Here is a 26,926-nt window from a genome sequence, read left to right as displayed (position 1 = left end):
AGACGGGTATTTACCGTGTTACCACTTCTCTTCGCCTCCCCCTCACGGAAGAGGCCTCACCGGGTGCCCGCGCACAGCTAGCCTGCCGCTTGCATCCCCCGCTGTAAAGGGCGGACCCTTCGCAGCCTTGCCGCAGATACCCGATAAACAGCCCTGTTCTCTGGCTGTGTCTGACTGTATATCCGCCGTTCGGTGCGCTGCTCAGAAGCCATGTTCATCTGTGTTCGACCTGTCCCTCTCAGCATCGGGATACTGCTGCAGTACCCGGCCGGCTGATATACCGGCACGCCGTGCCTGTGCGCTGTATCCCTCCGGGAATTCTCTGTAAGATCTCCGGCAGACTACTCTCTTCGTCATTGCGTTTCAAAATATATTCGGATCATTTTGATCTGTAAAAAAGGGTAGCATATGGACAGGGGAATGTCAAGCGCCGGGTGCGCTTTCCACGATCCTCCCCGGATTTCTCTCCATCAGCACCTCAGCCGCATCCCTTCCATAATACATCTCCAGCACATCCACCGCATCCTCCATATCCGGCGTCCGCAGGACAGGGTCGTGCGCATCCGATGCCACTGCGCCGGCGATCCCTGCGGACAGCATCCAGTCCGCAGCGCGGAACGCCTTTCTCCCGAATTCCTGTAAGATACTGCCCTTATTGACCTGCAGTATGATATTCCTGTCATAGAATGCCCTCAGATCTTCCGGGCTGCGCCGCGCCAGTCCGTACCTCTCAGGATGCGCCAGGATCAGCCGGTATCCGAGTGCGGCAAGCTCATCCGCCATCCTCAGCGCACGGCTTAAGCTGATGTCAAAATAAAATTCCACAAGCAGCCATCTGCTTCCGTTGATCCCGGGCAGCCGGTTCTCCCGCGCCCACTTTATGAGCGCTTCATTTACCAGGAGCTCCATCCCGCCCACCACTTTAAGAGGGATCTTCCTGCGTGCCAGCTCAGAGCGCAGCGCATCCAGCTTCGCGGAACAGAGCCTGATATATTCTATCGCATCCCAGCGGGAAAAATCTCCGTGCGGTGTGGCTGCCACTGTGCCAATGCCGCTGCGCACAGAGATTTCCGCCATCTCCACCGCATCCTCCATTGTCTCCGCTCCATCGTCCACTCCCGGGAGGATATGCATGTGCAGGTCAATCCTCCTGCTCCTCTGTTTCCGTTTCATCTCCATCGCTTCCATAACCGTATCTTCCATAGCCATATTTCCCATAGCCATATCTGCCGTACCCGTATTTTCCGTAACCGTACCTTCCGTACCCATAACGGCTGTAACCATATTCGCCGGGTCCTTCCGGGAAATTATTAAAGACATATCCTGTGAACGGAGTCCTCTGGCTTCCCAGGAAGGAAAGCCCCTCCTGTATCTTCTGCAGGGGCAGCTCATCATATTTCACCACATACAGGACTGCGTCCGCATGATCCGCAAGTATTCCCGCATCCTGGAACATCGTGCACGGCGGGCTGTCTATGATGACATAGTCCATCTTCCGCCGCATCTCCCTGATAAACAGCTTCACCATCCTGCTGCTCAGGACCGGCGCCGGCTGTTTCACGACCTCATTGTTTCCCAGCAGCCACATCGTACTCCCGGGGATCCTTTCCAGGAGCTCTCCGGCTTTCACCTTTTTCGTGTCCATACCTGCCACATCTTTCAGGCTGTACTTCCCGCTCACTCCCAGGAGCCCTGCGCTCCCGTGCTTTCTCAGGTCGCCGTCTATCAGGAGGACTCTGCTTCCATCCGCCGCCAGCATCTGCGCAAGGTTCACGGCCACTGTCGTCTTGCCCTCTCCCGCCGTGGAACTCGTGACCATAAGGATCTTCCCATCCATATGCTCAAGGTTTTTTACGACTCTTTTCTGGAGAGAGCGTATGCTCTCCCTGTATCCGAACGGCAGCTTTTCGTTCAGCAGAGAAAGCCGCGTATCGTCAAGCTTCTTCCTTGCCTTAAAGCGGACATGAGGGATAAACGCCAGACACCGCAGGCTCGTTATCTTTTTCATATCCTCCGGGCTGCACACCGCTTTCCAGAACAGCGACATCAGCAGGAAGATCAGCAGGGACACAGCCGCCCCGCCGGCCCCGCCGAGGAGAAGGCAGCGCCGTACGCTCATCTGGTTAAAAGGCGCTGCCGGAGTCTCAGGGCCGTCCAGCATATTGAACTGGATATCTCCCAAGACAAATCTCGCGGTCTCCGGATAGATCGCCAGCGCTGCCTCCAGGATTGCCCGCGCATCCTCCGGGTCAGGACTTTCCACACGCATAGTGACCACATTCGAATCTGTGATCGTCTCAGAGCTGATCTCCCCGTTCAGCGTATCGGTCCCCAGTTCCTCCATAAGCGCGCTCTGGAAAAAATTGCTCTCCAGTATATACGGAAATGTCAGCGACATCTGGTCCGCTGTGCTGGAATTATAATAAAAGCTGTAGCTTCCGTTCTCGCTGTTCCCGGTGGCAACGGTAAATGTCGCGCTGCATTCATACATTGGCTGATGGAATACTCTCTGATATACAGTTACCCCTGCGGCGCCAGCCACAGTCAGGAGCAGCGCCAGCCACCAGAACCTGCGGATATTCTTCCACATTCCCGCAAACAGCAGCCCGAGATCGATCTCCATCTCATCTTCTCTTTCATCAATCCGATTTCTCTGATCCTGCATATATCTAACCTCTTTCTCCACGGGCAGTATGCTCCCCGCTCCGCCCTGTCAGCCCCTCGCCCGGCATATCCTGGCTCCGGTACGCACGGCCGTAAGAATACTCCTGCCGCCCCGCAGGCCGGGACCATTCCCTGTGGAATGCATTCAGCACAAACCCTGTAAAGTCCGTCCCGTTCTGGCTGATCATATCCACAGCATCATTGATCACCCGCACATCCGCCCAGTCTTCTCTTACAACGAGGAGGACCGAATCTGCCACAGACACCCAGACTTCCGCGTCCGCGGATACTGCCACGGGCGAGCAGTCTATAATGATATAATCCATCTCCCGCTTCCACTCCTCCGCGAGTCCTTCCAGCTTCTCCTCCCTGAGTATCCTTGCCGGCTCCCGGACAGCGCGGAACTGGAACAATTCCCAAATATCACTCCTCTTATTGTAGAAGGCGGCATCCTTCCAGTCAGCCTCTCCTTTGAGCACCTGGCTGAAAGAGAACCTTTCCTTCCCCTTCTCTTCAAACACCTTGTGCTGGGCAGGCCTCCTCAGGTCCCCATCCACGAGGAGCACCTTTTTATGCTTTTCCGCCAGAGCGAGCGCCAGATTTGCCGCTACGGTAGATTTTCCTTCGTTCTCCGCGATACTGGATACGAGCAGCATCTTCTGCCTGTGCCGCCTCATATGATACTCAACTCTCGCAGCAGTCCGCCGCCCCGCCTCTGCGAATCCCATACTCACGACCGGGGAATCCAAAAGCAGCGCTTCCTTCGGGTTTTTCTTCTGTCTGAGAGCTGTCCCTTTCTGCTCAAACGGTATCACGCCTCTGACCTTCCCGTCCAGCTGGCGCTGTGCGCACAGAGGATTCTTCACCGTGAAACGCATCACATACAGCAGACAGATCAAAGCTGCCATTCCTGCCGCCCCCGCCGCCATCAGAGGATACCTGTATCTCATGGCCGCCGAAGTATTCGACGGAGCGGACGGCACTTCCGGCTCCTGTACTGTCCGGAGAGAAGCATTGGAAAACACATCGCCCGCCACTTCCCCGTAATGTTCCAGCGCCGCGTTGATAAAAAGATATGCGTCCCTGGGATGGCGGCATGTCACGCTGAGCACGAGGAGATTCGTCTCCTGGATCGGAGTACAGCTGATCTTTCCGGCGATCTCCTCCCCAGTCTCTTCCGCGATCTTCTCAGCCAGGGCATCGCTCTGGAATACCTGTCCGAATACATCTGCCATCTGCGTTGTCAGTGAAAGGGAACTGTATGTACTGGAGCTGCCCTTTACCGTGACGACAAGAGTCGCGGAAGATGTATATTCCGGCTGATAGGTAAGATTATGCCAGCCTGTCGCCGCAAGCCATACTGCTGCCGCCGCGAGCAGGATCATCCACGCATTCCTGAACAGATCCATGCATAAGCCCCTGACACTGATCTCAGCCAGGCTGAATCTTTCTCCGTTCATTCTGTCCCTCCTTCTCCGACAATGACAGTCATCCACGTCTCTCCTGTATTCCCCCCGGCGTCAAAGGCCTGGTAATGTACTTCATAACACCCCGGAGTATTCGTATCCACCGCAGACTCCACTGTCACTGCAGACGCATCGAGGACTGTCCCGTCCGCTGCTGTCACACCTGAAATATAAGCTGCCGGATCAAAGCTCTCCCCGGCGCCAACGTATACGATCCCGGAAGCAAGGGCAATATCCACACGCCGGTTTTCCGCGCTCACCACATGCACCGGAAGAGCCGCTGACGATGTATCGCCGAAACTGTTGCTCACTTCCACGGACATCGTATACGCCCCCACACGCTGGTAGTTTACATCCGTATCTGTCTGGGTGATCCATTCTTTCAGGCTGCCGTCCAGCTGGTCCTGTGCCCCGAGCCGCTCCATGGCTTCCGTGTAGCTCCCTTCCTGCTCCGAGAACACGAGAGGCTCAGTCAGTGTGAACCTGGGCGGATGATAATCCGTAAATTTCACTTTCCTGGTCAGGCTTGCCGGCTGATCCGAGGAGTCGAACACTACATAAGTAAGATTGCACACTCCTGTATCGATAAACCGGGAAAATGACCCTGCTATGATCTCCGGGGTCAGGTCTCCGTCTGTCCCATCCTCAGCGGACAATCCTTCCATAAGCTGCTCCTGTGTATATCCGCACGGTATTTCCAGCACTTCCCTGTCGCTGGTGATCACCGGCGCTTCTGTATCCCTGCCGTTGATCCGGACCAGTTCCGATATCCCGAACAGCCCCAGGGACAGGATACTGACAGCGATCAATATGCTCCTGACAATCCTCATGCGCGCTTCCTCCTATGCTGTGATCTTGTAGTTCTTTCTCCACTGTTTCCCGCTGCTGTTTTTTCCTGTCAAAACGCCTCCAGGAACTCCTGGATCCCCTGTTCATCCAATTCTGTGATCCTGCTTCCGCCTACCTTATAGACCCTGCTGCACATAGAGAACACACTGGGCCTGTGCGCTGCCACTATGACGGTCCGGTTCGGCTCTATCCTGCTAATGCTGCGCAGCACACGCCTCTCCGTAGCCACATCGAGAGCGCTTGTCGCCTCGTCCAGGATCATCACAGGGGCATCCGCGAGAAGGGCACGGGCAATGGACAGCCTCTGCTTCTGCCCTTCGGAAAAACGGGTCCCCCTCTCCCTCACTTCTGTGTCCATGCCATGCTCCAGTTTCCCGACAAACTCCCATGCGCACGCAGCTTCCAGCGCTGATCGGATCTCTTCATCTGAAGCCTCCGGCTTCACCATGCGCATATTGTCCGCGATCGTACCGGAAAACATGGTATTCCCCTGTGGGATATAGCTGAACAGGCAGCGCGTGGAAGAGGACGCCCTGAGCTCATTTCCGCCCGGATTCCCCACCCTGATCGTTCCTTTCTTTGGATGATACAGCCCGAGTATCAGGTTCAGCGTCGTTGTCTTCCCCTGCCCGGACGGCCCGATCAGGGCGACGATCTCTCCCGGTTCCGCCCGGAAATCCGCCCCCTGATAGATCCATTTGTCTTCTTCGTAGGCAAAGTCTACATTCTCCATATGTACATAAACGCCCTTTTCCCGGCTCTGCTTCCGGATCTCTTCCGCCTCTTCCTTATCTGCCATAGAGTCCCTCGGGAGCCCGGTGATCTCCATGATCCTCTCCGCGCTGATCCCGGCGCGGATGACCATTGGCGCCAGGTTCAGGATCCCGCTGAACGATCCCCTCAGGGATGCTGCCATGGATATAAACATGGTCATAGTCCCGTAGCTGATCTGCCCCTGCCAGAGGCGGAATGCCGCGAACCCGTAACATGCATACCCGACCGCCTGCCCCACGAGAGACGTCGTGATAGTCATATACTGCTGGAATTTATTCTGCCTGAGCGCTACGTCCACGCTCTCCTGCTGGATGCGGTGGAACTTCTCCGTCACCCGGTCCAGCATGCCGAACGCCTTGATGAACTGGAGATTCTGGAACGTCTCCTGGTCAAATACCGTGCGGTCGCTCGCGACGTTCTGATTGTCCCTCTGGAACTGGCGCATCCGCTTCGCCGAATATCTGGAAGTCAGGAACGAGACCGGCGCGCCCAGCAGGGCGATCAGCGCCATCCACGGGTCATTCTTTATCACGATCAGGAACGCGCCGCCGAAGCTGATCAGTGTCGTCACTACATTCGGCAGGAATGTCAGGATCGTATTCGCCACCATCCCCGCATCCCCGTTGACACGGTAGAGCAGGTCTCCCGAGCGGTATTTCGCAAGCGACTCCCAGTTCGTGCGCAGCACCTGCTCATAAATATCCGCCCGGATCTCATTCGTCACTTTCAGCCGCACCTTGAGCGACAGCCGGGACTTCACCGCGTTGACAAATATCTGTCCCACGCCTACACCCACGTACAGGCACGCCACCTGCACGATCCCCCGGGAATTCACCCCGGTCACAGCATCCACCAGCTCCTTGCTCACCACAGAGGTCCCAAGCCCCAGCACAGAACCCGAAGCCCCGAGCAGGACATACACCGCGATCAGCAGCCAGTACCTGCGCACATACGCATACATCCACAGCACTTCACCGATCAGCTGCTTTAGCCTTCCCTCTTTAATTCGCTGAATGATTCGTTTCACATCACTCATATGTATGTTTTTACACTCCCCTTTAAACAAAAAATCCCCTTCCCGCATCAGCCGGGCGGCAGAACGTCTTCATTGCTCTGCATCTCCCCCAGATACAGGATGGGATCTCTGCTATAATCGCGATCCGAAGACCGCCTCTTCTGTGAGTTTGACCGCGTCCTCATCAGGACGGCAGGATAATTCATAGACCGGGACTCTGCTCAGGAAATGGTCAAGCGTCTCAAGGCAGAGCTCCATGCCGTTTTCCAGCCACCGCGGATAAAAAACACTGGTTGACACTGCAGTAACTTTCTCAAAGCCGGTCAGCTCCCGGATCGAATTTTCTGATGACTGCTTCAGCACGATCATCGCATGTACCGGAACACTTGCATTCTCGCAATATGGCGACGAGCCGTGCCACGGAGTTCCCCAGCCGAGAAATGTATCTTCTGCCTCCTGGACAAAGACCACATCGCCGTTGATGATAAGGGCATCACGATATTTATTCCACAGCTCTGCCTGGGTGGTCTTCCCGATGCCGGAAGGTCCCAAGAACATGAGCCCGCGTCCCTGGAAGTCAATCAGGGAACTGTGGAGATAGATAATGTGCCGCTGGACGGCATGGGTATAGAATAACTGGCAGAGGAAACTGTCAGCGTGTGTCCGCTCCTGCAAGGGGAGAATGACCGCATGTTCCCAGGTTTTGTCTGCAAGCATGATATCTCCATTGCATCGCAATAGATATTTATATCCTGAAATCATCTTATAATTTTCTATTCCATGATAAGAAATATTATTCTCTGCCAATGTCCTTACCGTAAAATTAGGAGAGTGCTTTTTATTAGTGGTAAAGGGACTCCAATTTAAACCTTGTATTCCTGTAAACTCTATATAAATTGATATTACTTTATACATCACTACTTAATATTTTATCAACTGCCTGAATAATGTAGACAATATCTTGCATTTTGCATTTTCTCATGCAAAAATGTATATTTTTCATCTGAAGAAGTATTGGCTAACCAATCTGTAAAAAACCGATTTAAATTACCTGGTCCCGGAGGAAATGCTTCTGCTGCCACAGCTTCTATATTATATCCATAAAACGGACTACTCGATTCAGCGAAATACCATCCATAATCCCCCGTTATTCCACCAGTATATGTATAGCCATCGCCACTTGGTACCCGAGTTATTGTCCACAAGATCTGATAAGCATCAAAATATGAGCCATCAGGATTTTTTATTGATCCGCCAGTAACTGTATCATCCGTAGTTGAAAATACCGCAATTCCCCCGTCATCTATATAACCATTTTCCACTTGTATAGTCGGTGATGTTCCATTTATTGTTTCCATAATCATCTACTCCTTCCTACTGACACAAAATTCATCTCTTATCTTCAATCTTCCATCCTCTATATCAAACAGCGCCGCACATCTTGTGCAGTTCCATCGATATTCACATTCTGTACATTCCTCCGGCCACTGCAGTCCTTCCTGGAATTCAACCAGCTCCTCCCAGCACTCTTTAAAACTCTTTTCCCTCACCGGAATATCCGGACCATTCATAAAACTGCAGAATCTCATATATCCATTCCAGACAATCCAGTAGCCCAGCCGGTAATCCCGGCAATATGTACATGGCTTTCTGTCCGGATCCATCCTGTATTTTTCTTTGCCTTCATCTTTATCAGCCGGATTTTCTCTCGCCGGCGGCTTGATCCGCAGATGCTCCATATCTACATCCACACCGCGCCCGGCAGTCCTTACATTGATATTCGGTATCCAGCGGAATCGGTTCCCACCGACATACCTTATGATATTATCCACATCGTCCAGATTCTGCTGTATTATGGTACTGACCAATTCAACAGGAATCTTCATTTCTCTGAGCATTTGGATTCCTTCATCCGCTCTTGTAAATCCCTTTTCTACCCGGCACACGTCCCGATAGACATCATCATTTGAGCCATACAGAGTAATCTTACAAGCGCGGGGCGGGCACTCTTCAAACAGCTTGTCATATTTTGTGACCAGAGACGCATTCGTCTGCAGCGTAATAAAGAATCCCATCTGCGTCAGTTCCTGCCAGATCGTCTCAAATCCCGGGTGCATCAGAGGTTCTCCGCCCGTGATGCACAGCCATGTCGTCCCGGCCTCTTTCGCTTCCTGCGCGATCCTGACCCATTCCTTCGCAGTCAGCTCCGCCCCATGGCGTTCTATTTCATTTTCCGGCAAGTGTACGTAACACATCCGGCAGTTAAAATTACATCTGGGCGTCAGCTCGAATGTCCCGGATATAGGTATGGCGTCTGCATATGCTTTTTCCCACACCGCCTTATAAAACGGATCAAGCCACTCCATCCTGCGGCAGGCGGGTCCAAACTGTGTCTCACTCATTTATCTTCTTTGGCAGGCGCACGCTGAAGCTGCCGTTTATCTGGCCTTCAATCTCCAAAACACCTTTATCTGCCAGTCCTTTCAAAAATTTGTCCAGATCGCCGCTGACCTGTTCGCGCGTGGCATCCTTATATCGTTCCAGCGTCAATCTGATCAGATCTTCTTTCTCAAATTCATGGCTCTGCATATAGTCCCAAAGATACGCTGCGGGTTTTGTCATATAGAGGACGCCGGTCACTTCCTGCACCCGCTTCCCGGTCGGGACGATGACATACTGCCCTGCCACCTCCCTGAGGATCAGCCCGTCTTTCAGCTTCATCCCTTATCACTCCCTTTTTCTCTGCGATCCGGCATATTCAGCACGACTCTCAGGATAAATACATCCCCTTCCTGCCATGCCTCCATGCTCCCTTCATACTTCTCCGCTATCAGTTCGATACTGTCGAGCCCGTAACTTCTCTCTGTCCGTTTTCTCTCCGGATTCCCGATGATGTTTCCCGGGCAGACCTTATTTTCTATCTTGATGAGGATACTCTGGCGGTACTGTTTCATCACGAATCTGATATATCCCGCGCCTTCGGCGCAGCCCGCTGATGCCTTCAGCGCGTTCTCCATCGCATTCCCGATCAGCACGGTCATATCTTTGATATCGAACAGATAATCTCCTCGCACTTGGATATCGCAGGTTACATTTATCTTTTCTTCTTCTGCCTGCTGGATATAATAACTGAGCACACTGTCAATGACCGGATTGCCCGATACTTTCCTCAGCTCGAAATCAACCAGTTCCTTTATATAGCCCCTGATATATTCCTGCAGTTCCTCATTCTGCCCGTCCGCCGCGAGTACGCCCAGCGTCCGGAAATGATGTCTCAGATTATGGTGCATCCGCCGTTCCCTGTCCATCCCCTCACGCACACTTGCATACTGCATTTCATATGCGGAAGCCCTGGACGCCATCCGCTCCCTCTCCTGCTCCAGCACCATACAGAAAAAGTAGATCACATATGAGATCACATTTGCCAGAAGGATACATCCGAGCAGGATGCTTTCATAGATTTTTTCCGTCATGCTGCTGTGTAATCCGCGGAGACCGACCTCCATCTGGAGAGCCACCATAGTCAGGAGGACGATGATGATCGCGCAGATCGTGATCATACGCAGATTTCTCCGGCTTATCTCCCACAGATTCCTCGCTTTGAACCTTATGAGCGAACGGTAAATGGCAGGATATGTCACTGCCGTACATACAGCATATACGAGAAGAGTCGTGATATCATACGGAGCGAAATTCTCCGACACAGCAGGCACGAACCTTGTCCAGATCTCATTTAATATGTAGAGTATGATGCCGTATTCCAGCACGACCGTATAGAAGAAAACCGTCCCGCCCGCTTTTACGCGGAAGCTGTTAAAATAGACGACCGTCCCCACTACGATATCCGTCAGGAACAAAATGTTCGCAGCCCATCTCACTGCCGTCACATCCGCTCCCTGCCACACCTGCACGCTCAGAAATACTGCTGAAAGCGCGGACATTATCACATAAAAGACCGACAGGCAGAGCAGTATCCTTCTTTTCGGGAAGCGCAGGAGTTCCTGGCTGTAAGGGACATAGAACAGGAACAGCAGCGGCAGGAGCTGGAGCAGGTACCCGCAGAACTGGACCACTGTATAACTACATATTCCATAATCCATCATTGCTTTCGTTTACCCCCCGGTATATCCATATATCGGCTGAAAATATAATCATTATATTTTCTCCTGTATTCCATACGCTGTCCCCTGCTCAGCATAAATGTCATACCATCGATCTCGCAGGAATCATAATTCATCCTCTCCACTGCATCCATATTTACGATCACGCCTCTGCTGATCCGGAGGAATCTGCCGTCAAGCTCCTCCTCAGCTTCCTGCATGCTCTTGCGCACTTTCAGCTCCGCGCCTGTAGACAGGTGGACATAAATATAATTCCGCGCGCTCTCTATGTACGCGATCCTCCTGCATGGGACTGTCACCTCCTGCCTGCTGCCCGTATCGTAAAACGTGATCTCGCTCTTGTCAGGGACACTGAACCTGTCGCGTATCTCGGCGAGAAGCTGCTTTTTATACGGCTTGAGGAGATAATGAGACGCATTCAGCTCAAAAGCTTCAGGGCCGAATTCCCTGCTGCTGCTCACAAACACGAGCGGGATATCCGGGAACTCACCCCGGATCTTTCTGCCTGTCTCGATCCCATTCATCCCATCCATATAAATATCAAGGAATACGAAGTCATAATCCCCGTCTTTCCCGAGTTTCCGGAGCACCTCCTCTCCGCTCTGTGCCTCCTCGACCACAGGGTCCTGCCAGACCTCCTTAATGTCCCGGACCAGTTCTTCCCGGTCTCTCTTTTCATCATCACAGACAATGATCTTCGTTTCTTTCAAATTATTCACCATCACTGTTATCTTCAAATTTAGCGTATAATATAGTTATATTTTACCAAAAAAGAGGGCTCAACCTCCCTGCGTTTCAGCCCTCTTTCATGCGTTTTGTCCCATCTGCAGGATTGTTCTTCCTCTTCGCGGCGCACATGCGGAGCTTTTATCTGCCTCTGCGCGACGCACATCCCGCTTTTTCTTCTTTCTGCGCTCTGGATATTATATCACAGATCACGTTTTTTCCGCCCGTTATCCGGGCATTATCACTGTTGTTCAGGCATCAGGCCTTCATTCTCCCCCGTTCAGGACTGAGCTGATCCTTTTATCCGGCATCCTGCACAAGATAATCTCTTATCCACCCTTCAGTACCATCAGACAGCCTGACATAAATCCAACCGTCCTGCTCTCGTATATATGTCATTTGAGCATCTCCCCAAATTACAGTTATCTTTCCACTGTCCGGATTCGGTTCTGTTCTGATATTCGCTCCCGGCACACCCCGCTCCGACAGCTTCAGGATCCGCTCCGACTGCACCTGAGTCTCCGCCGGATCGATCAGAGGGGCATAAGCTTTTGCTTTTTCCAATGGGATCTGTTCACACTTCATATACAAATTACGTATTCCAGACACTTTCTCAACATATTCCGTATCCATAACCTTTCCCAGCCAACCGGGGACGACCACGCAGATCAGAAGTAAGCAATACAATATCAATATCTTTCCCGCTATTTTCTTATTCGGTTGGAGCGCCGCTTCTTTCCACCTGTCCAAAAACAGGGAAACTTTCTCGAATCCTCCGCTAATACGATTCCATCTCTTTGCGCCCGCCCCGTAAGCCCGGATAGAAAACAGAGTTGACAGACAAATAAAAACTGCTTTCAGAAGCCAGTTCAGAATCCATAAAAAAAGAGCAGCCAGCCTAAATCCGATCAATTTTAAAAAAACAACAAAAATCAGGCACCCGACCCCCAATACTAAAATTGCTCTCTGGTTAATCGTCCAGTTACTCATCTGTGCCCATACAGCATAGTATATATCCATTTTTATCCTCTCTCACGTTTCTCACCGATAAAAAACATTATATTTATTCATCATCATCAAATGGGGCATAAATAGAAGAATCCCCGCCGTTTTCTTCATTTTTCTCAATCCCCCTGGTTTCAGGTCCCGTAATCCGTCCCGCCTCAGTCCGAATAGCGATCCCGCCGGTCAGCAATTCAATCTGTTTTTGGAGCTCTTCTTCCGTTGCTATACCTGCATCCCGCATTTTCGTGAAAAATTCAAGCACTTGATCTCTCTGCTGCATTCCCACATTAAAATCAGTGTCTTTTATCTGCTTTATTTTTCTCTGAGCCTCCGCAGCTGTGATCTTACCGTCTGCCACTTCGGAATACACAGCTGTTATCATATCCGCATATATGCCGGACAGCTGCCGGGCAGCCTCTGCCTTTACCTGTTCAAGCTCTTTCTGCCGCGCAATATCTTTTTTCTTCTGCAAAAATTCCTGATATTTTTGGTCTCCCCGCACATTGACAGTCCCGCCGCTCAAAGAAAGCCCACATCTTGTAAGTGTAAAATGGGAAATCTCATTGCGCGCCGCTTCACGGAATTCCCGGAATTCTTCCGGTTCAAACTCATCAGCCAGTTCTTCAAAGATTTGTTTTAACTCTTTTTCAGCCCTCTCTGCGGCATTAGTAATCCCCTCCTCCAGAAAAACAGCCGGATCTGTTACTCTGGCAGTCATTCCTGCTGTGAGAATAAAACTGGACACATTATCTCTTGTCAAAAGGGTGAGCTCTATTTCTATATAATGATCCGCCGTATCTATCTCAATAAGACGGTTATATGCCTTTTTCCGCAGATCAGACGGTCTGATATCAGTCCCTGCAGTTATGCACAGCGCCTGTCTCAGATCATCCCCCGGGATGAGCAGGATCGCGCTATTGATCCCGGGCTCAGGTATTTTCGCAAAAAAATTCGGTTTATATGTTTCTTGTCTTAAAATTGGATTATATGTTTTCCTGATCACTTTGTTCTTCTCCGTTCTTTTGTAATTTTATTAAACCAATCAAGGGCCTCTCCTGCCAGCTCAGCCTTGCTCCTTTCCAGCATATAGCGCATATTATAGTGGTCTCTCTCTCTTCCGGTAAATCCCAGGGTTTTAAAAAACCACTGCATATATTCCCAGTCCGCAGTCTTTTTCATATCTCCAAGATGCTGTAAGAAAATGCGCGCCATTACATTTCTATATCTGATATCCCGCCACGCGAACACAAGGATGCCTTCAAGCAGATGCCGTTCTTCCCTTTGATTGCATAAATCAATAAAAAGCATTTTTCGGTGCTGAGGATTTGTATACAGATAATCCTCCCGAAATAAGCTCAAAAAATATATGACAATTTCACCCTTTTCCGGCTTCGTTCCCGCCTTTGAAAATATTTCTTCCAAAACTGCTGCAAGCATATGAGCCGCTGCCAGATTGATACGGGCCGGTACGAGAAGATAGCCTTTTGATATCCGATGTTGTTCATTTTCTTCTTCCCGCAGTGCATCCACATCATGCCTGATCTCCTCCGATAATTTATCATGCAGTAATTTTTCGTACCACTGAGTACACACAGACGGATCATACATCTGATATGCGATTCTCCAGTATGGTTCCCTCGATTTCAGCCACGTACACAGCAAATGTTCAACATATTCTTTATGCTGCGTGCTTTTTCTCAACGTTCCGAGTACCTTCACTATATATCCGATCCGGTCAGCCCGCCAGGGCTTATCTACCGGATCGATAAACTTTTCAACTGCGTATACACAATCCAGGACTGCCAGTTCGGAAATGCCTTTTACCACCTGATAATAGATCACATTTACAGCAGGGTCATCTTTCAACTCCATTAGCCATCCGGTGACAGCCTCTCTCAATTCAAAATAATCCGCCCAAATCTCTCTTCTGATCCATTCCGGGTAAGAAGGATCCGTAAACACAACGCATCGGATCGGAACCGCGGTCCCTTCCCTTCTCAATTGTGCATCGATCTTTTCTGCCTTAATGAGCGCGAGTATCTCCTTTAAGGACGCGTATCCGGTATCTGTTTTTTCCGTCTTTCCCCCGCCGCCAGATAAGCGGCTGATCCACCTCTCTAACTGCTGGCATAATGAAGAGAGCAAATGTTCAGGGATCGTCTCCAAGACAGCAGTAACGATCATAACAGGAACTGTGTGCGTGTTTTTATGTATCTGTATAAAGTCCCCAAGATCCTTTACCCTCTCCAGGCATACTGATCCTGCTTCTTCATCTGAACCTCTGACATGATGCTGCGCTATATCTCCATGTATAGATCCAAGATTTACGATCATATTAACAGGCGAGCCCCCATTATCAACGCTAATCTTCAGATGCTCCGCTTTCTCAGCTTCCGTAATCGGTTCTGTGATCATATCCAGAATGTCCTGTCTCTTCCCATCGTCTCCTGATTTTCTATCCATGGTCACATCGCTCATTTTTCTCTTCCTCTAACATATCCTTTTACAATTCGTATAATCTTATCAGCCGTCTCGATTTCTGTGAGGCTGCCATTTTTGCCATTTACAGGAATATAATTAATATCCGGATCTAATTTAGGCAGCTTTGCATCATCCATATAAATCGGTATCAGACAATTCCTTTTTTCATCTTTTTCCCGGATCATGGCGGCTGACGCTTCATTCATAGTAATATCTCCCTCCACATAAGATTTTGAAACAAAGGCTGCCACAAACATACTTCTATACCGATATATCCCATAAAATTCTGATATCATATTTCGTGCCATAAACTCTTCTTCACAATCAGGCGCAAAAAATACTCTCAGCCCTTCCTTTTTCAAAATCTTAACCACCCTGGAAACATATTTTGTCTCCGCACTGGAATAGGAAACTGCGATATCAAATTCATATTTCTGAAGTTCCTTATCCTGGCTGCATCTTTCCTTGGAATTTTCGGGTTCTTTCCCTGAACCACAATTCCCTGCGCAGTCTGTCTGGATAATATTACCATTCATTGTCCCCATATTTATCGTTATATTGCTCATTTCCAGATTTCTCTCCTTTTCATACCTGCCAGAATTTCTTCCATGTTTTTTATCATCCCTTCCATTTTACCAGAACACATCTACAAATGCATCCTGTCCAGATTATACGGTAATTCTTCGTGTGATGTCCATATTACCTCCATCCCATTTTTATACCAGTACAGTGTTTGAGCATGGATCAGGTAATTAATCATCAATTTCTCATAAGCATAACTGCCCTCATTCTGATTCATCTTTTTTATGCATTGTGAAACACTGTCATCAATGTTTTCCCGATTGCCAAATACTGCATTAACAATATCATCAACAGAGAAAAAAATATATCTTTTATGCGCATTGCTCTTGTCCTGACGGATATATTTCAATAGTCTCCGAAAATTATAATCTGTTCCTGAGAATCCGATAAAAATTACATTCGCACGACCTAAAATATATGACTGGATTGTATTTGTCCAGCTGTAATTAATGCGTTCTTCTTTATAATAATCCGATTCTGTCAGGATTACTTCCTCGCTCATCGGCTCACTTTCACACTCAAAAACCGGTATCCGTCCATGTACATGATAAATATTCCATGCCCCTTGGTCACCAAACCGAGGCAATACATCAGTCTTTATGACTGAATGTATTTTAGCAGCATCACACCCACAGTTTGTCCGCAAATATTCTTCCAGCAGATTATCATAATTATATGTGATCACATCGTGTATGATTGAATCCTTATCACTTTTAAGCAATCTGGCAGCCGCTCCCAGAGCTGACTTTTTCATTTTTTCGCTATCCATAGAATATTTCAGGCTTTGCAAACAGCTCTGATGGATAAAATAATTAATATGCCAGTTAATATTTCTTTCTGCCGTTCCTTTACTTTCTTTAGAATTATTTTCAGGTTGAAGCAGATGAGCAATGTAATTTCTGATATATTCCGCCGACTCCAGGACATTGATATTCGCAAAAACGTATTTATATTTCCCGTTCTGGGCAGATTCCAATTTTTCCAGATACTCTGTCTTGCCCCCGGCTGCATTTAACTCTTCAAAAAATCTCTGTACATCCACCTGAAACGCCTCATCATCAGTCTTCGGATCACTTTCAGTTCGGCCAGAACCAAAAGCATCCAGCTGACACGCCCTTGTATTATTCTGAAGTTCAAACATCATTTCATCCGGAATGATCTGTGCAGTCATTTTCGCCAAAAGCCCATACCAATCAGGCAGCCCTGCTGAAATACTGATACCTGCTCCCAGACATAATGCCCACTCACTTTCCGAATCTTCTCTTTCCAGATTATTTTTCAATCTATTCAACCTTGCTTCATTATTTCTATACATCTGTTCAAATAAAATATCCTGAACTTTCATTTAATCCCCCAGTTCTTTCCACATCCGCAGCATCGAGCTGATGGAAACATATACATTCTCATCCTCACTGTCGTCATTAAATGTGCATTTTCTATACATTTCTTTCAGTTCAGAATAATCATCCTGTTGTTGATGAGTACATATTTCTCTTATGTAACCTTCTACATTTTGGGCTATTCCCTTAAACTTTTCACTCTGATACTGACTCAGCAAAAAATTAATCCTCTCTATCATCTCCGAAATGTGCCTGTACACATATCCATTTTCCTGCTTCGTTTCTACTTTTCTTATAATCTGCGTCTCCAATTCTTCCCCAAGGCGTCCTTCAATTCCATACATCACTTTCAGATCTGTCCCCATACGCAGGGCATCACTAAGATTGTCCGGGAACGCCTGATCAACATCCCATAGTTCATACATAAATGAAAGAAGGAAATCCTCTGCCGGCATTCCTGTTAATGCTATGGCAGTACAGTCTGAATAACACTCAACCATTGCCGAGACAATTGAATCTGCAATTTCTGTATAAAACTGCTCTAACTTTGTCGATTTGTCTATAGCCCGATATAAAAAGGACTCGAAATAATCCTCTATAAATTGCATCTCGATCTGATCACATTCACTGACGTCCATAATATGCCTGCACCGGCATAAATGCAAGCTGAACTGACGGATAGAAGCATGAAGTCTCAACGCTTTGTCCGTATTCATATCTCTTTCTTTTTTGTACAGGCAATTAAGGATTTCTGTAAAACTTTCTAACAATTCTATTCGTCTCACACACAAGATTTCATAAATTTTCTCTATGAGACTGCCTGATGCCAGGCTGTCTGCCAGGCGTTCAAACCTCAGCACATTACAGAACATTACACCTCTGTGATAATATATATCACTTCTATACTTCAGATACTCCTGATAAAGTCTGTGATCCACTATTACCTTCTGCATATCCTGCTCTGCCTTAACAGCAATCCTGCCAAAACTTTCGCTGAACTTTTCGGCTATCTCCGAAGCACTTTCTCCATCGCATCCATTTACCGCACATTCTATATACTTCTCCAAAGAACTTTCGCTGAATCTTATACTCACAATATCATGAGCCATATATGCGGATAAAGCTCTGATTATATAGTTGTACCGTTCTTTTCTACATCTGTCTCCGACAAAATGCATGCATTCATGCAGAATACGGAATAAGGTTCCCTGCACATCATACAGACTCATCTCCGGTATTGATATTATGATCAGCTTTTTAATATTTTCAATCTCATCAGGCGATGCAAACGAAAACAGATCTACAGATTCTGTCTTATCACAACCGCCGCTGATCACAATAAACCGAATCCTGTCTTCCTCTTTATATTCCATCGTTAACCTGTTTAAAAGCTCTGTATATGCAAAAAGTAATTTTGTAGCTGAACCGATTGCCGGATGCGACAGTGTATTTCCTTCGATAAAAGCGCAGTCCGATCTCATTAAATCGGCAATAAAATCCCCTATATTTTCTTTAAAAAGCTTAACCGCTTCTACCGTCTGCGCATATTCATTTTTGATTTTAATTGTATAATTTTCTTTCTTCTCGGCATCCCCTTTTATTTCATCCGGCAGTTCCATTGATTTGTTAATATAATATGTAACAGCATTTATAAGGGCAGAAAAAGCCTCTCCCACTACTACTGATATATCAAAGCTCCTGACAAGCGATGAAATATTCAGATAATTTTTCATTATCTGCTTTAATCCAATAGCCGTCCTGACCGGAAAATTATTTTTCTCCAAAAAAGAAGAATATTGTTTGACAAACTCGTCATACTGGCAAAATTTATTGCCGGGCCCTGAGATGTCTTGTGTCATTTCTGCAGTTTCCAGTATTATCTCTCTATCTTTGATACGCACAGATGTCCTCAGATTCGCAATGTATTTTTTATAAAATCCATGCCCTGGATTCAATATATGATTTTCTGCATACAGTTGTTTATAAGTACTGATGGATTTATACAATACAATCATTGAGTCTGAATATCCAAATGTAAGATACACATTTTCTTCAAGTTCCTGCCGGAGACACTCCAACTCCTTTCTATATCCTGACAATTGTCCTTTTATCCCGTCTATTTCATCATCCAGTCCCCGGATAAAATTTCCCACCGATATTCCTTCACGCAAATTAATATATAGGGCAATCTGAACATCGGTATGTTCCTCTGCATTCCCGCAGCCAGTAACTGCACTGTCTATTCCACAGACAGAATAAACACCTGATATCAGTATTTGAGTTTCGATTTCTTTTCGCAATCCACTCAATATTTTTGACACTTTCTTGAGATCTTGTGTCAAAAAAAGCACTATGTAATCTATGTATCCAATACTCGGAAAAACAGCACAATGCAGTTCCGCCAATGATATCTCCGAATTCTCTGCGGACTCGATCAAGCGGTCTTTCAGCATTTCCGAAACATTACTTAAGTTAGCGCCGAATAAAACTGGATTCGCAAGATTCAGAATTGACATACATATATACGGTTTTTTCTTTCTCTCATCCCACACATTTCTTTTAAATTCCTCTAATCCTGTATCTCCAATCTTATCCCATATCTGATAGTCAAATCCGTACTTTTCAAGTTCCTCTCTATTTGCAGGAAAAAAAGCACGTATCGTGTATTGATCTACAAAAGGTGACGAGATATCCACCTGAAGGTTACGTTCACGCAAACCACGCGGCCTCATTGTATACCATTTTTCTACAGTATTAATATCAAGCCCATCATAGTATCCCATCATCATATACTTATAATAATCATTATCATTTTCAGAAATGTTTTCTATTCTCTTCTTTAAGGTAAACAACATCCCTTTGAACTTGTTCATCTTTTCCCCTCTTCATCATTTTTAGTAAAAAAAAAGACCGCTTCCGCAGTCTATTTCTTATCAAAATGCTTCCAACCAAATGAATGGCTGTAATCTTGTGTCGGTGCATCATATGAATTTTCCTTTTTCACCGGCAGTTTCACTCCACCCGCTGAAGAATGCAGGCTTCTCTTCTTCCCGGCGCGAGGCAGCTCTGCGCCGCCACCCCGCTGCATCTGTCTAATTTTCATATTAAATCTCCTAATCAATCCGATTTCTTCACGCAAGGGTCCCCATACCTCTGTGGTAAATGCGCTATAACGCTCATCTTTAATCTGTGAATCAATGCCTCCTCCGTACCAAAGTATGCCCATGATCCCCCAAAAGATACACCACAGTGATATTATACCGATAACAATCTGTTATATCAATATTTTTCATAAAAAGCAGTTTTTTTTGTATATTTTTACCAATCTTTACTCTGCATAAATATTTCTTTTCTGTTCTCGGCGAATATATATACACCTATTCATTCGATCAAAAGCATCACTCCTTCATTCTCCCCCGTTCAGGACTGAGTTGATCATGTTTTTCGCTTCCTGCACACTGGCTTCATCGGGGATGACGATCGAGAGCATCTCCCCGGGTGCTGAGTATGTCTCCCCGGTGGAGACCTGCCCTGCCGCTGTATAGGTCGTAATATTCCATGACGCCATATCCGAGAGCTGCATCCTTACGAGCTCTGCGATCTTCTCCTGCGGCATATTTGTCTCGAAGCTTCCTGATACTGCATCCATTACCGCCGCATAATTAGCGAGCAGAGAAGAAGATGCCGCTTTTTTGATGACAGCGCGGATGACTTCCATCTGGTTCCGTCCTCTCTGGATGTCCCCGTCTTCAAAGCTGTACCTCTCTCTCGCAAAGGACAGTGCTTCCGTACCGTTGACCGTATTATATCCCTGGGAAAACTGCCTGCCGCCCGCAGTGAAATCATACTGCGAGTACACGTCCACCCCGCCCAGCGCATCGATGATCTGGGTAAAACCGGTGAAGTTCACCCGCAGGTAATAATTGACATCCACTCCGTAAAGCCGTTCCAGTGCGTCGATGGACGCGTCCACACCGTAGATCCCCGCATGGGTCAGCTTGTCCTTCGCACCGCCGGTCGCTGAATACTCCACATAGTAATCCCTCGGTGTCGATAAGAGCAGCACATTCTTAGTCTCTGTGTTAACGACCGCAAGGATATTCACGTCGCTCCGCGAGCGCGCCGACACCTCTCCGTATGTGTCGATCCCACTCAGGTATACGATAAAGGAGTTGTTATCCTCCGACGGTTCCGCCGCAGTCTCTTCCCCGGTCTCGTGTGTATAGGACGCGATCTGGCGCAGCCCGTCCGTCACCCACGCATAGTTCCCCGCGTCCGCCGCGACCGGGACATATGCGCTGTTCAGGATGATCGCCCTGACCTCCTGCTCCTTCAGCGCGTCAAGGAGCTTAAACATATCTCCGTATCCGCCGATATCCAGCTCTCTGCCTAACTCTTCCTCTATATCCGCAACCGTTGCGTCTGTGTTCTCCCTGTCCACTGCCTCAGCCATACCGAAGCGGTAGTCCGCCGCATCCTCTATATCCTGCGCCGGATCATCCGTCAGCACATAGACCCCCACCTCGTCTGTCTCTGAGGTCACACGCGCCACATCCCGCACTGTCGTATCAGCCTTTCCGATATAAAAGCATCCTGCGATGCAGCACACTGTAAGCAGCACGCACAGCACATCCGAAATAATGGACCACACTTTCCTTCTCTGCATCAGCACAAACAGCCCGCCCAAAACAGCGAGGACTCCGCCCAGGGCTGCCAGATATCCCCCCGGTACCATGCCCAGCCTGACGCAGAATGTGATCAGTATCATTGCCGCCACTGCGTAGACGGAAAGGAACGAATATCCGACTTTGCGGTAACGGCGTATTTTTTTATGTTTTTTCCTGTTTGTCTGTTCTTTCATTTGACCACTCCCTTATCCTGAGTTCTTTTCACAGCCCGCAGCGCTGAAAAAAACGTCTCTGCTTTTCTATGTATCCGCTGTCCTGCTGTCCGATCTGCCCTGCCCGGCCGAGCTGCTTCCGGACATTTCCTCTCCGTTTCGTCCACACATTCCACCATCGTCTCACCCATGCTGCCGGAAGCAGGATGGGGCTGTCCAGATCCGGGAATACCGACTGCATTGTTTTATAGGAAGGAAATATCACACTTTTAAGGAACTTCCCTCTACTCCCATATCTCAGGGCATTATTTGCCTGTTCATTTACAGTATTGCCGAAAATCCCGCCATTTACAATATATTCTTCCATCTCCTCCAGCCCTGACAACGCCCCTGTCCCCTGGAGCCCGCGGGAGGGATCAAACCATTTTCCCGCAATGTCCAGGATATTCTTTTCGAATCTGTCGATCTTTAACTTCTTAAGCTCTTCTGCCGTCTTGTCCCTGTCCAGTTCCGGGAACCCGCTGAGGATATAGATATCCAGGACCATGCGTATCCCGATGCCGCCCCGGATAAAATGCTCGATAAGATGGTACAGCGTAAAGAGATAATGGTCTTCCATGGACATCTGCCAGCAATACCGCTTTCCCTCTTCCGGCTGAGCCCTGTCCCAGATCTTCAGAAAATAATCATACGCCCGGCTCTCTGAAGAGAGCAGCTCTTTATGCATCTCCACAGTCCGTCCGCCTTTTTCATAGTGGTCATGCTTTGCCGCCTCGCCGCTCCATGTATATCCCTGTTCTGCCATGACCCGTCGCAATCCGTCTGTCTGCTCCTTCCGGTACAGTATATCAAGGTCCCCCATTGTCCGCAGTTCTGACGACGGGTAAAGCTTCTTAGTCCGGATCCCTTTCAGAGGGATGCAGTAGATCCCGTTTTTTTCAAAAGCTTCCAACAGCTGCACGATCTCCGAAGCCTGCCTCACATCCTCACAGACCGCAGCTGCGGCCCTGGGGAAGAAAATATCCCTGCAGTCTTTTTCCATAAATATGTCAAAATACTGCAGGAACGTAAGAAGCCCCTGCTTCTGTGCATACCGGATGATCTCTATTTTCTCATCCGTGGACAAAGAGCGTAATTCTGTTGGAAGGTTTTTCTCACCCAGGGCGCACCGCACCAGGGTGAGAAGATAGATCTGAGTATTGTTCATGGGTTGTTCCTTTCTTCTGTGATCTGGAGATCAATATCATGCGTCAGCTTCGCCAGCGGCCTTCTGCCCCATTGCTCCTTTTCCAGATCCATAAGGTACAGAAGACCTTTCAATTCATCAAATCTTCCCGCCATTTCCGGGAAGGTATCACAGATCATCTGCAGGTATTCATCAGAAAACATATATCTTTTCCGATAGAGATAAAGCACATAATCTTTATGCTCATTATACAGTTCCGTCAAATGAAAAACTTCATCCGAATTTTTAACTTTTTCTCTTAACTCCTGCGCTGTGCCTTCCTTTGCCTCCAGCGAAATACTGAACTCATCTTGCGCGGACGGACATCCCGTCAGGTAGGTCAGCCCGTTTTCCGCCTTTGTCCGAAACAGGACATCCGTCCCCATCTCTTCAAAATAGGGATAAAGTATCTGATCTTCTTTATCACTCTTCGCCTGGTTGCACAGCCCGCAGCAGGGGATCAGGTTCAAAAGGGAGACAGCAAAATAAGGATACTTCGACTTACTCATATAATGGTCAAACTGCGGCCTGGACTTGTGTCCGTTCTTCGTCAGAGTCACCGTGTAGATCCTGTTGCAGTACGGGCACACATTGACGTCCATATCTTTCAAAAGCCTGAACGCCTGCGCTCTTTGGGAAAATGACTCATACCGGAACACAAAATCCAGCAGTTCATCGCTTCTTTGTCTTTTGTATATTTTCCCGTTTATTGACCCGTTTATTGTCTTGCTCTGTATTGGCCTTTTATGCTCTCCTGTAATCTGCCCGATCCTTTTCAGATCAGCATCCAGTGCATTCATGGGGACCGTGAGCAGTCTCCGTACATGTTCCTTATTCATGGGCGGCACTTTCGCCGGACTTACTCCTGTATTTCCAGTTTCATATAAATAACCATATAAATCCTGGCTCGCTGCCTGGATGACCTTTGCCGCCAGGAGCTGTTCCTGAGCGAGCAGCTCCTGTTCGTCTCCCGGAGTACCCGTGATCGAATATGCCGCCAATGCTTCCTGATATTTTTCAGACTTTTTCCCAAGATATTTCCTGCACCTCTGCAGGTGTTCCTCCAGCACCGTCTCTGCCGTGATCTCTATTCCGTCCACTGTCAGCTTCTCATCCCCGATCACAGCTTCCGGAGGAAAAGGCAGGACAAGGGCTGCAAGATATAAATACCGGTCAATGATCTTTTTATGAGCCGGGTGATCGTAATATGGCCTTATCTTTATCATTTGTGTTCTCTCCACCTCATCTCGCAGTCTTCAGATTTCTCTTTTCAGATTCCTCTTTTCAGAGTTCTCTTTTCCGGCTTCTCTTTCCAAGCTCCTCTTCGATAAGGGCAAGCTGCCGGCGCAGTTCCTTCTCCGTCATCCGCCCATATCCTTCCGCTGCTGCGTCCGGCCTCTGTACAGGCGCATCCAGCTGCCGCAGCAGCGAACCGATCTTCTCCTTCATCTTTTCCCGGATAAGCGGTTCACTGATCACCTCCGCCAACTTCCGGTATCGGCCGCTGAGGTCTGATATCAATTTTGCCCTCTTTTCCGCCCATCCCTGCCTGTCCTGTTTCGCCCTGTCTATTTCACGCTCAAGATCAAGCAGTTCTCTGTATGTCCCGTTGATCTTACTTTGCGCGAACTGGCCGATCGTGCCATTCTCCAGGAAGAAGCTGTCTTTAAAAAGCAGATGCACGTTCTGCCCAAAAGTTCCGCAGCCTTCCCTCTTTGCCACACATACCGGATCCCCCTCCCCGCCGCAGCTGAGATAGATGACATTCTCCTGCGGCACATCTCCGAGCAGCAATGGCGAATGCGTGGAGAGGACGACCTGTATATCACGGCAGCATTCCCTGGGATATATCCGTGGAAGGAATGCTGTCAGGATAGAAATATACTGCCGCTGCCACTCGGGATGATATGACAGATCCGCCTCATCGATCATCAGCACCACACTGTCACACGCTGTCTTCTGTGTCCGTATCGATCCATACGGCCCGCAGTTCCAGATCGTATATTCTCCGTTCTTTTTATTCGTGTAATCAGCGTCGAATATGTAATACAGCGTGGAAAACATCGACAGCAGGTTGTATTCCCCGCTGCTCAATCCCCACTGGAAATCAAGGAAATAATCCGGATTGCATATATAGCGGTACTTCTGTACAAATTCCATAAACCACTCGGCATCAGATGTCCGGACATAAAACCTTAATACCTGTTCGTCCATATCATGAGCTATATCTCCGCTCAGTTCTGTTTCCGCAAAGAAATGCTGTCCTAAATCTGCCGCTTTAATAAATTCAAGGTAGTCTATATAACACCTCCGGCATCTTTTCAGAGCCTCCCATCCCGGCGCTGCTTTCGTCCGTTCACCTGCCGAAGTGATCACAGCCTCCCACAGAGATTCGAAAAGCTGTTCAAAATCTTCCTCCTCGCCTTCCCTTATGTCCAAATGTTGGGGAAGGTCCCGAAACATAATATACAGATCTCCCTCATCCATCAGGCGGGCTGCGCTGCGAAAGGCACAGATGATCCCTGACAGCTGCAGATGAAAGCGTAATAATCCAATAAAATACTGCTGTTTCTCCTGCTCATCCCAGACAGACGGACGGGGAAAAGACTCGATGAAATGGCTGATCGTCTCTCCGCAGACAGCTTCTTCCATATCCCTGAAAGATATCTTTTGGGGGAGCTTTTTCTGACAGAGGATATCATCTGTCCCGCTCCATGCTCTAAGCTCTATATGAAGCACATCCGGTACAGGAACAGGATACCCCTCCTGCCGCATCTTCCTGATAATGTTGAACTGATTTCTGTCAAATACATACTTGATCTGCTTATACTGTTCATATGCAAAGTACGTCTCTATCTCAGAAAAATATGCCGTGCCCTTCCCCTGCGGATATCGGAGAGGCCTCAGGCGCAGTGCTCTGTTTACATCCATCCCCATATCCTGACTGATCAGATTTCCCAGTGAAGCATCGTACAGATGATCGTAACGTCCGGATCCATTGAGCATTCCCCGCTGATAATCCTCCCGGGACAGAGAACCGGTCAGATAAATAAACTTGGCCTTTCCCATAATATCAGGGACTTCATCTGATATCAAATTTCTCATTCTGTACATCTCTGCCCTACTGCGGCCTGCCAGATCCGTATCACACTCAGCCCGGATCTGTCCGGTCTCTTCGAATGAACGATTTGCATACCAGAATATAGTTTCATTTTCTTTAAAAGCAATGATCCCATTTCCCTGGATCGATGTCCCATAGAGTTCACCCCACATCTCCTTCAGGAGAAGGATGATAAACTGGAACACACTTGTCTTACCTGATCCGTTATTCCCGATCAGGGTCGTAAGATTTTTAATATTCCCGCCCCAGAATCCATCCGGAAGGGCAGGGTCACACCGTCTGGCTGTCAGCTTCTTTGTATCATTGTCAAAATGGAGCCTGACGTCCTGTCCGAAATTAAATTCTGCTTCCTTAAAGTTTCTGTAATTATCAATATAAAGATAAACCAGTTCCATATGCCTGCTCCTCACTAAGCGCTCTGAAAACATCGATGCCTCTGCGTATATATCCTCATATTACAATAGATAAAAAAAGAGCACAACATCTTCTTCATGATTCTCTGATTAAAGATGGAGCCAAAGCTTTAGGCGCAAGATGGAATCCCGATTGAGGACGACCTGCTGCTCGATTGGGATATCGGATTTTGCTCGAATGATCCTGCATATCTGAAATGTGGGAAGTTCGAAGAACTGGTTTTATCTGTTGTTGATTTCTTAAAATAGCATATTTATGATCTACTTGCCTGTCAGCGGATTGCTCTGTATACTGTCATAAGAC

General features: G+C 48.1%; 22 protein-coding genes. All 22 read right to left on the bottom strand.

From position 1 onward, the window contains the following. Window positions 1-423: 423 nt before the first annotated feature. A complete protein-coding gene (locus B5G27_RS08640; protein ID WP_143449669.1) occupies window positions 424-1,203 on the bottom strand; it encodes a tyrosine-protein phosphatase in 780 nt (259 codons plus the stop codon). Next, complete coding sequence (locus tag B5G27_RS08635; protein WP_087178520.1) at window positions 1,142-2,665, bottom strand: AAA family ATPase; 1,524 nt, start codon at window positions 2,663-2,665, stop codon at window positions 1,142-1,144. Before B5G27_RS08635 ends, B5G27_RS08640 begins: the two co-directional genes overlap by 62 nt. Before the next feature lie 4 nt (window positions 2,666-2,669). Next, window positions 2,670-4,124 (bottom strand): polysaccharide biosynthesis tyrosine autokinase, encoded by a 1,455-nt coding sequence (locus B5G27_RS08630; RefSeq protein ID WP_087178519.1) that lies wholly within the window; start codon window positions 4,122-4,124, stop codon window positions 2,670-2,672. Next, window positions 4,121-4,960, bottom strand: a complete 840-nt coding sequence (locus B5G27_RS08625; protein ID WP_087178518.1) for an immunoglobulin-like domain-containing protein — start codon at window positions 4,958-4,960, stop codon at window positions 4,121-4,123. Before B5G27_RS08625 ends, B5G27_RS08630 begins: the two co-directional genes overlap by 4 nt. A 68-nt stretch (window positions 4,961-5,028) precedes the next feature. Further along, on the bottom strand, window positions 5,029-6,789 hold the full coding sequence (locus B5G27_RS08620; RefSeq protein ID WP_087178719.1) for an ABC transporter ATP-binding protein: 1,761 nt from the start codon (window positions 6,787-6,789) through the stop codon (window positions 5,029-5,031). Window positions 6,790-6,900: 111 nt separating this feature from the next. Then, a complete protein-coding gene (locus B5G27_RS08615; RefSeq protein WP_087178517.1) occupies window positions 6,901-7,485 on the bottom strand; it encodes a hypothetical protein in 585 nt (194 codons plus the stop codon). Window positions 7,486-7,700: 215 nt separating this feature from the next. Continuing rightward, window positions 7,701-8,126 (bottom strand): hypothetical protein, encoded by a 426-nt coding sequence (locus B5G27_RS08610; RefSeq protein ID WP_143449667.1) that lies wholly within the window; start codon window positions 8,124-8,126, stop codon window positions 7,701-7,703. Between the two features lie 6 nt (window positions 8,127-8,132). Then, on the bottom strand, window positions 8,133-9,170 hold the full coding sequence (locus B5G27_RS08605; RefSeq protein ID WP_087178515.1) for a radical SAM protein: 1,038 nt from the start codon (window positions 9,168-9,170) through the stop codon (window positions 8,133-8,135). Then, complete coding sequence (locus B5G27_RS08600; protein ID WP_087178514.1) at window positions 9,163-9,489, bottom strand: PqqD family protein; 327 nt, start codon at window positions 9,487-9,489, stop codon at window positions 9,163-9,165. The genes B5G27_RS08605 and B5G27_RS08600 overlap by 8 nt, the downstream gene beginning before the upstream one ends. After that, on the bottom strand, window positions 9,486-10,871 hold the full coding sequence (locus B5G27_RS08595) for a sensor histidine kinase (protein ID WP_087178513.1): 1,386 nt from the start codon (window positions 10,869-10,871) through the stop codon (window positions 9,486-9,488). Before B5G27_RS08595 ends, B5G27_RS08600 begins: the two co-directional genes overlap by 4 nt. Then, entirely contained in the window at window positions 10,868-11,611 is a 744-nt protein-coding gene (locus B5G27_RS08590) for a LytR/AlgR family response regulator transcription factor (protein ID WP_087178512.1), read from the bottom strand. The genes B5G27_RS08595 and B5G27_RS08590 overlap by 4 nt, the downstream gene beginning before the upstream one ends. Before the next feature lie 304 nt (window positions 11,612-11,915). Further along, complete coding sequence (locus B5G27_RS08585) at window positions 11,916-12,635, bottom strand: SH3 domain-containing protein (RefSeq protein WP_087178511.1); 720 nt, start codon at window positions 12,633-12,635, stop codon at window positions 11,916-11,918. Between the two features lie 43 nt (window positions 12,636-12,678). Further along, the gene (locus B5G27_RS08580; RefSeq protein WP_087178510.1) at window positions 12,679-13,623 is read right to left on the bottom strand and encodes a hypothetical protein; all 945 of its coding nucleotides are present in this window, start codon (window positions 13,621-13,623) and stop codon (window positions 12,679-12,681) included. Next, a complete protein-coding gene (locus tag B5G27_RS08575) occupies window positions 13,620-15,098 on the bottom strand; it encodes a hypothetical protein (RefSeq protein WP_087178509.1) in 1,479 nt (492 codons plus the stop codon). Before B5G27_RS08575 ends, B5G27_RS08580 begins: the two co-directional genes overlap by 4 nt. Further along, window positions 15,095-15,667, bottom strand: coding sequence for a toll/interleukin-1 receptor domain-containing protein (locus B5G27_RS08570; protein WP_087178508.1), 573 nt, complete (start codon window positions 15,665-15,667; stop codon window positions 15,095-15,097). Before B5G27_RS08570 ends, B5G27_RS08575 begins: the two co-directional genes overlap by 4 nt. 80 nt (window positions 15,668-15,747) lie before the next feature. Continuing rightward, entirely contained in the window at window positions 15,748-17,028 is a 1,281-nt protein-coding gene (locus B5G27_RS08565) for an SIR2 family protein (protein WP_087178507.1), read from the bottom strand. Further along, window positions 17,029-19,896 carry a hypothetical protein gene (locus B5G27_RS08560; RefSeq protein ID WP_087178506.1) on the bottom strand — a complete coding sequence of 956 codons (2,868 nt, stop codon included), beginning with the start codon at window positions 19,894-19,896 and terminating at the stop codon, window positions 17,029-17,031. 50 nt (window positions 19,897-19,946) lie between these two features. Continuing rightward, window positions 19,947-20,126 carry a hypothetical protein gene (locus B5G27_RS08555; protein WP_087178505.1) on the bottom strand — a complete coding sequence of 60 codons (180 nt, stop codon included), beginning with the start codon at window positions 20,124-20,126 and terminating at the stop codon, window positions 19,947-19,949. Window positions 20,127-20,429: 303 nt separating this feature from the next. Then, complete coding sequence (locus tag B5G27_RS08550) at window positions 20,430-21,884, bottom strand: LCP family protein (RefSeq protein WP_087178504.1); 1,455 nt, start codon at window positions 21,882-21,884, stop codon at window positions 20,430-20,432. 28 nt (window positions 21,885-21,912) lie between these two features. After that, a complete protein-coding gene (locus tag B5G27_RS08545) occupies window positions 21,913-23,070 on the bottom strand; it encodes a nucleotidyltransferase domain-containing protein (RefSeq protein ID WP_087178503.1) in 1,158 nt (385 codons plus the stop codon). Then, window positions 23,067-24,314 carry a hypothetical protein gene (locus B5G27_RS08540; protein WP_087178502.1) on the bottom strand — a complete coding sequence of 416 codons (1,248 nt, stop codon included), beginning with the start codon at window positions 24,312-24,314 and terminating at the stop codon, window positions 23,067-23,069. Before B5G27_RS08540 ends, B5G27_RS08545 begins: the two co-directional genes overlap by 4 nt. A 58-nt stretch (window positions 24,315-24,372) precedes the next feature. Next, window positions 24,373-26,604 (bottom strand): ATP-binding protein, encoded by a 2,232-nt coding sequence (locus B5G27_RS08535; RefSeq protein ID WP_087178501.1) that lies wholly within the window; start codon window positions 26,602-26,604, stop codon window positions 24,373-24,375. Window positions 26,605-26,926 lie beyond the last annotated feature (322 nt).

It is taken from the genome of Lachnoclostridium sp. An76, assembly GCF_002161355.1.
Classification (GTDB): Bacteria; Bacillota; Clostridia; order Lachnospirales; family Lachnospiraceae; genus Mediterraneibacter; species Mediterraneibacter caccavium.
The sequence above is the reverse complement of the archived record's forward strand: the minus strand, read 5'-3'. Positions and strand labels throughout refer to the sequence as shown.

Coding starts and splice junctions, on each gene's coding strand:
- B5G27_RS08640 (WP_143449669.1), bottom strand. CDS start 1,203: ATGGAAGATACGGTTATGGAAGCGATGGAGATGAAACGGAAACAGAGG.
- B5G27_RS08635 (WP_087178520.1), bottom strand. CDS start 2,665: ATGCAGGATCAGAGAAATCGGATTGATGAAAGAGAAGATGAGATGGAG.
- B5G27_RS08630 (WP_087178519.1), bottom strand. CDS start 4,124: ATGAACGGAGAAAGATTCAGCCTGGCTGAGATCAGTGTCAGGGGCTTA.
- B5G27_RS08625 (WP_087178518.1), bottom strand. CDS start 4,960: ATGAGGATTGTCAGGAGCATATTGATCGCTGTCAGTATCCTGTCCCTG.
- B5G27_RS08620 (WP_087178719.1), bottom strand. CDS start 6,789: ATGAGTGATGTGAAACGAATCATTCAGCGAATTAAAGAGGGAAGGCTA.
- B5G27_RS08615 (WP_087178517.1), bottom strand. CDS start 7,485: ATGCTTGCAGACAAAACCTGGGAACATGCGGTCATTCTCCCCTTGCAG.
- B5G27_RS08610 (WP_143449667.1), bottom strand. CDS start 8,126: ATGGAAACAATAAATGGAACATCACCGACTATACAAGTGGAAAATGGT.
- B5G27_RS08605 (WP_087178515.1), bottom strand. CDS start 9,170: ATGAGTGAGACACAGTTTGGACCCGCCTGCCGCAGGATGGAGTGGCTT.
- B5G27_RS08600 (WP_087178514.1), bottom strand. CDS start 9,489: ATGAAGCTGAAAGACGGGCTGATCCTCAGGGAGGTGGCAGGGCAGTAT.
- B5G27_RS08595 (WP_087178513.1), bottom strand. CDS start 10,871: ATGATGGATTATGGAATATGTAGTTATACAGTGGTCCAGTTCTGCGGG.
- B5G27_RS08590 (WP_087178512.1), bottom strand. CDS start 11,611: ATGGTGAATAATTTGAAAGAAACGAAGATCATTGTCTGTGATGATGAA.
- B5G27_RS08585 (WP_087178511.1), bottom strand. CDS start 12,635: ATGGATATATACTATGCTGTATGGGCACAGATGAGTAACTGGACGATT.
- B5G27_RS08575 (WP_087178509.1), bottom strand. CDS start 15,098: ATGAGCGATGTGACCATGGATAGAAAATCAGGAGACGATGGGAAGAGA.
- B5G27_RS08570 (WP_087178508.1), bottom strand. CDS start 15,667: ATGAGCAATATAACGATAAATATGGGGACAATGAATGGTAATATTATC.
- B5G27_RS08565 (WP_087178507.1), bottom strand. CDS start 17,028: ATGAAAGTTCAGGATATTTTATTTGAACAGATGTATAGAAATAATGAA.
- B5G27_RS08560 (WP_087178506.1), bottom strand. CDS start 19,896: ATGAACAAGTTCAAAGGGATGTTGTTTACCTTAAAGAAGAGAATAGAA.
- B5G27_RS08555 (WP_087178505.1), bottom strand. CDS start 20,126: ATGAAAATTAGACAGATGCAGCGGGGTGGCGGCGCAGAGCTGCCTCGC.
- B5G27_RS08550 (WP_087178504.1), bottom strand. CDS start 21,884: ATGAAAGAACAGACAAACAGGAAAAAACATAAAAAAATACGCCGTTAC.
- B5G27_RS08545 (WP_087178503.1), bottom strand. CDS start 23,070: ATGAACAATACTCAGATCTATCTTCTCACCCTGGTGCGGTGCGCCCTG.
- B5G27_RS08540 (WP_087178502.1), bottom strand. CDS start 24,314: ATGATAAAGATAAGGCCATATTACGATCACCCGGCTCATAAAAAGATC.
- B5G27_RS08535 (WP_087178501.1), bottom strand. CDS start 26,604: ATGGAACTGGTTTATCTTTATATTGATAATTACAGAAACTTTAAGGAA.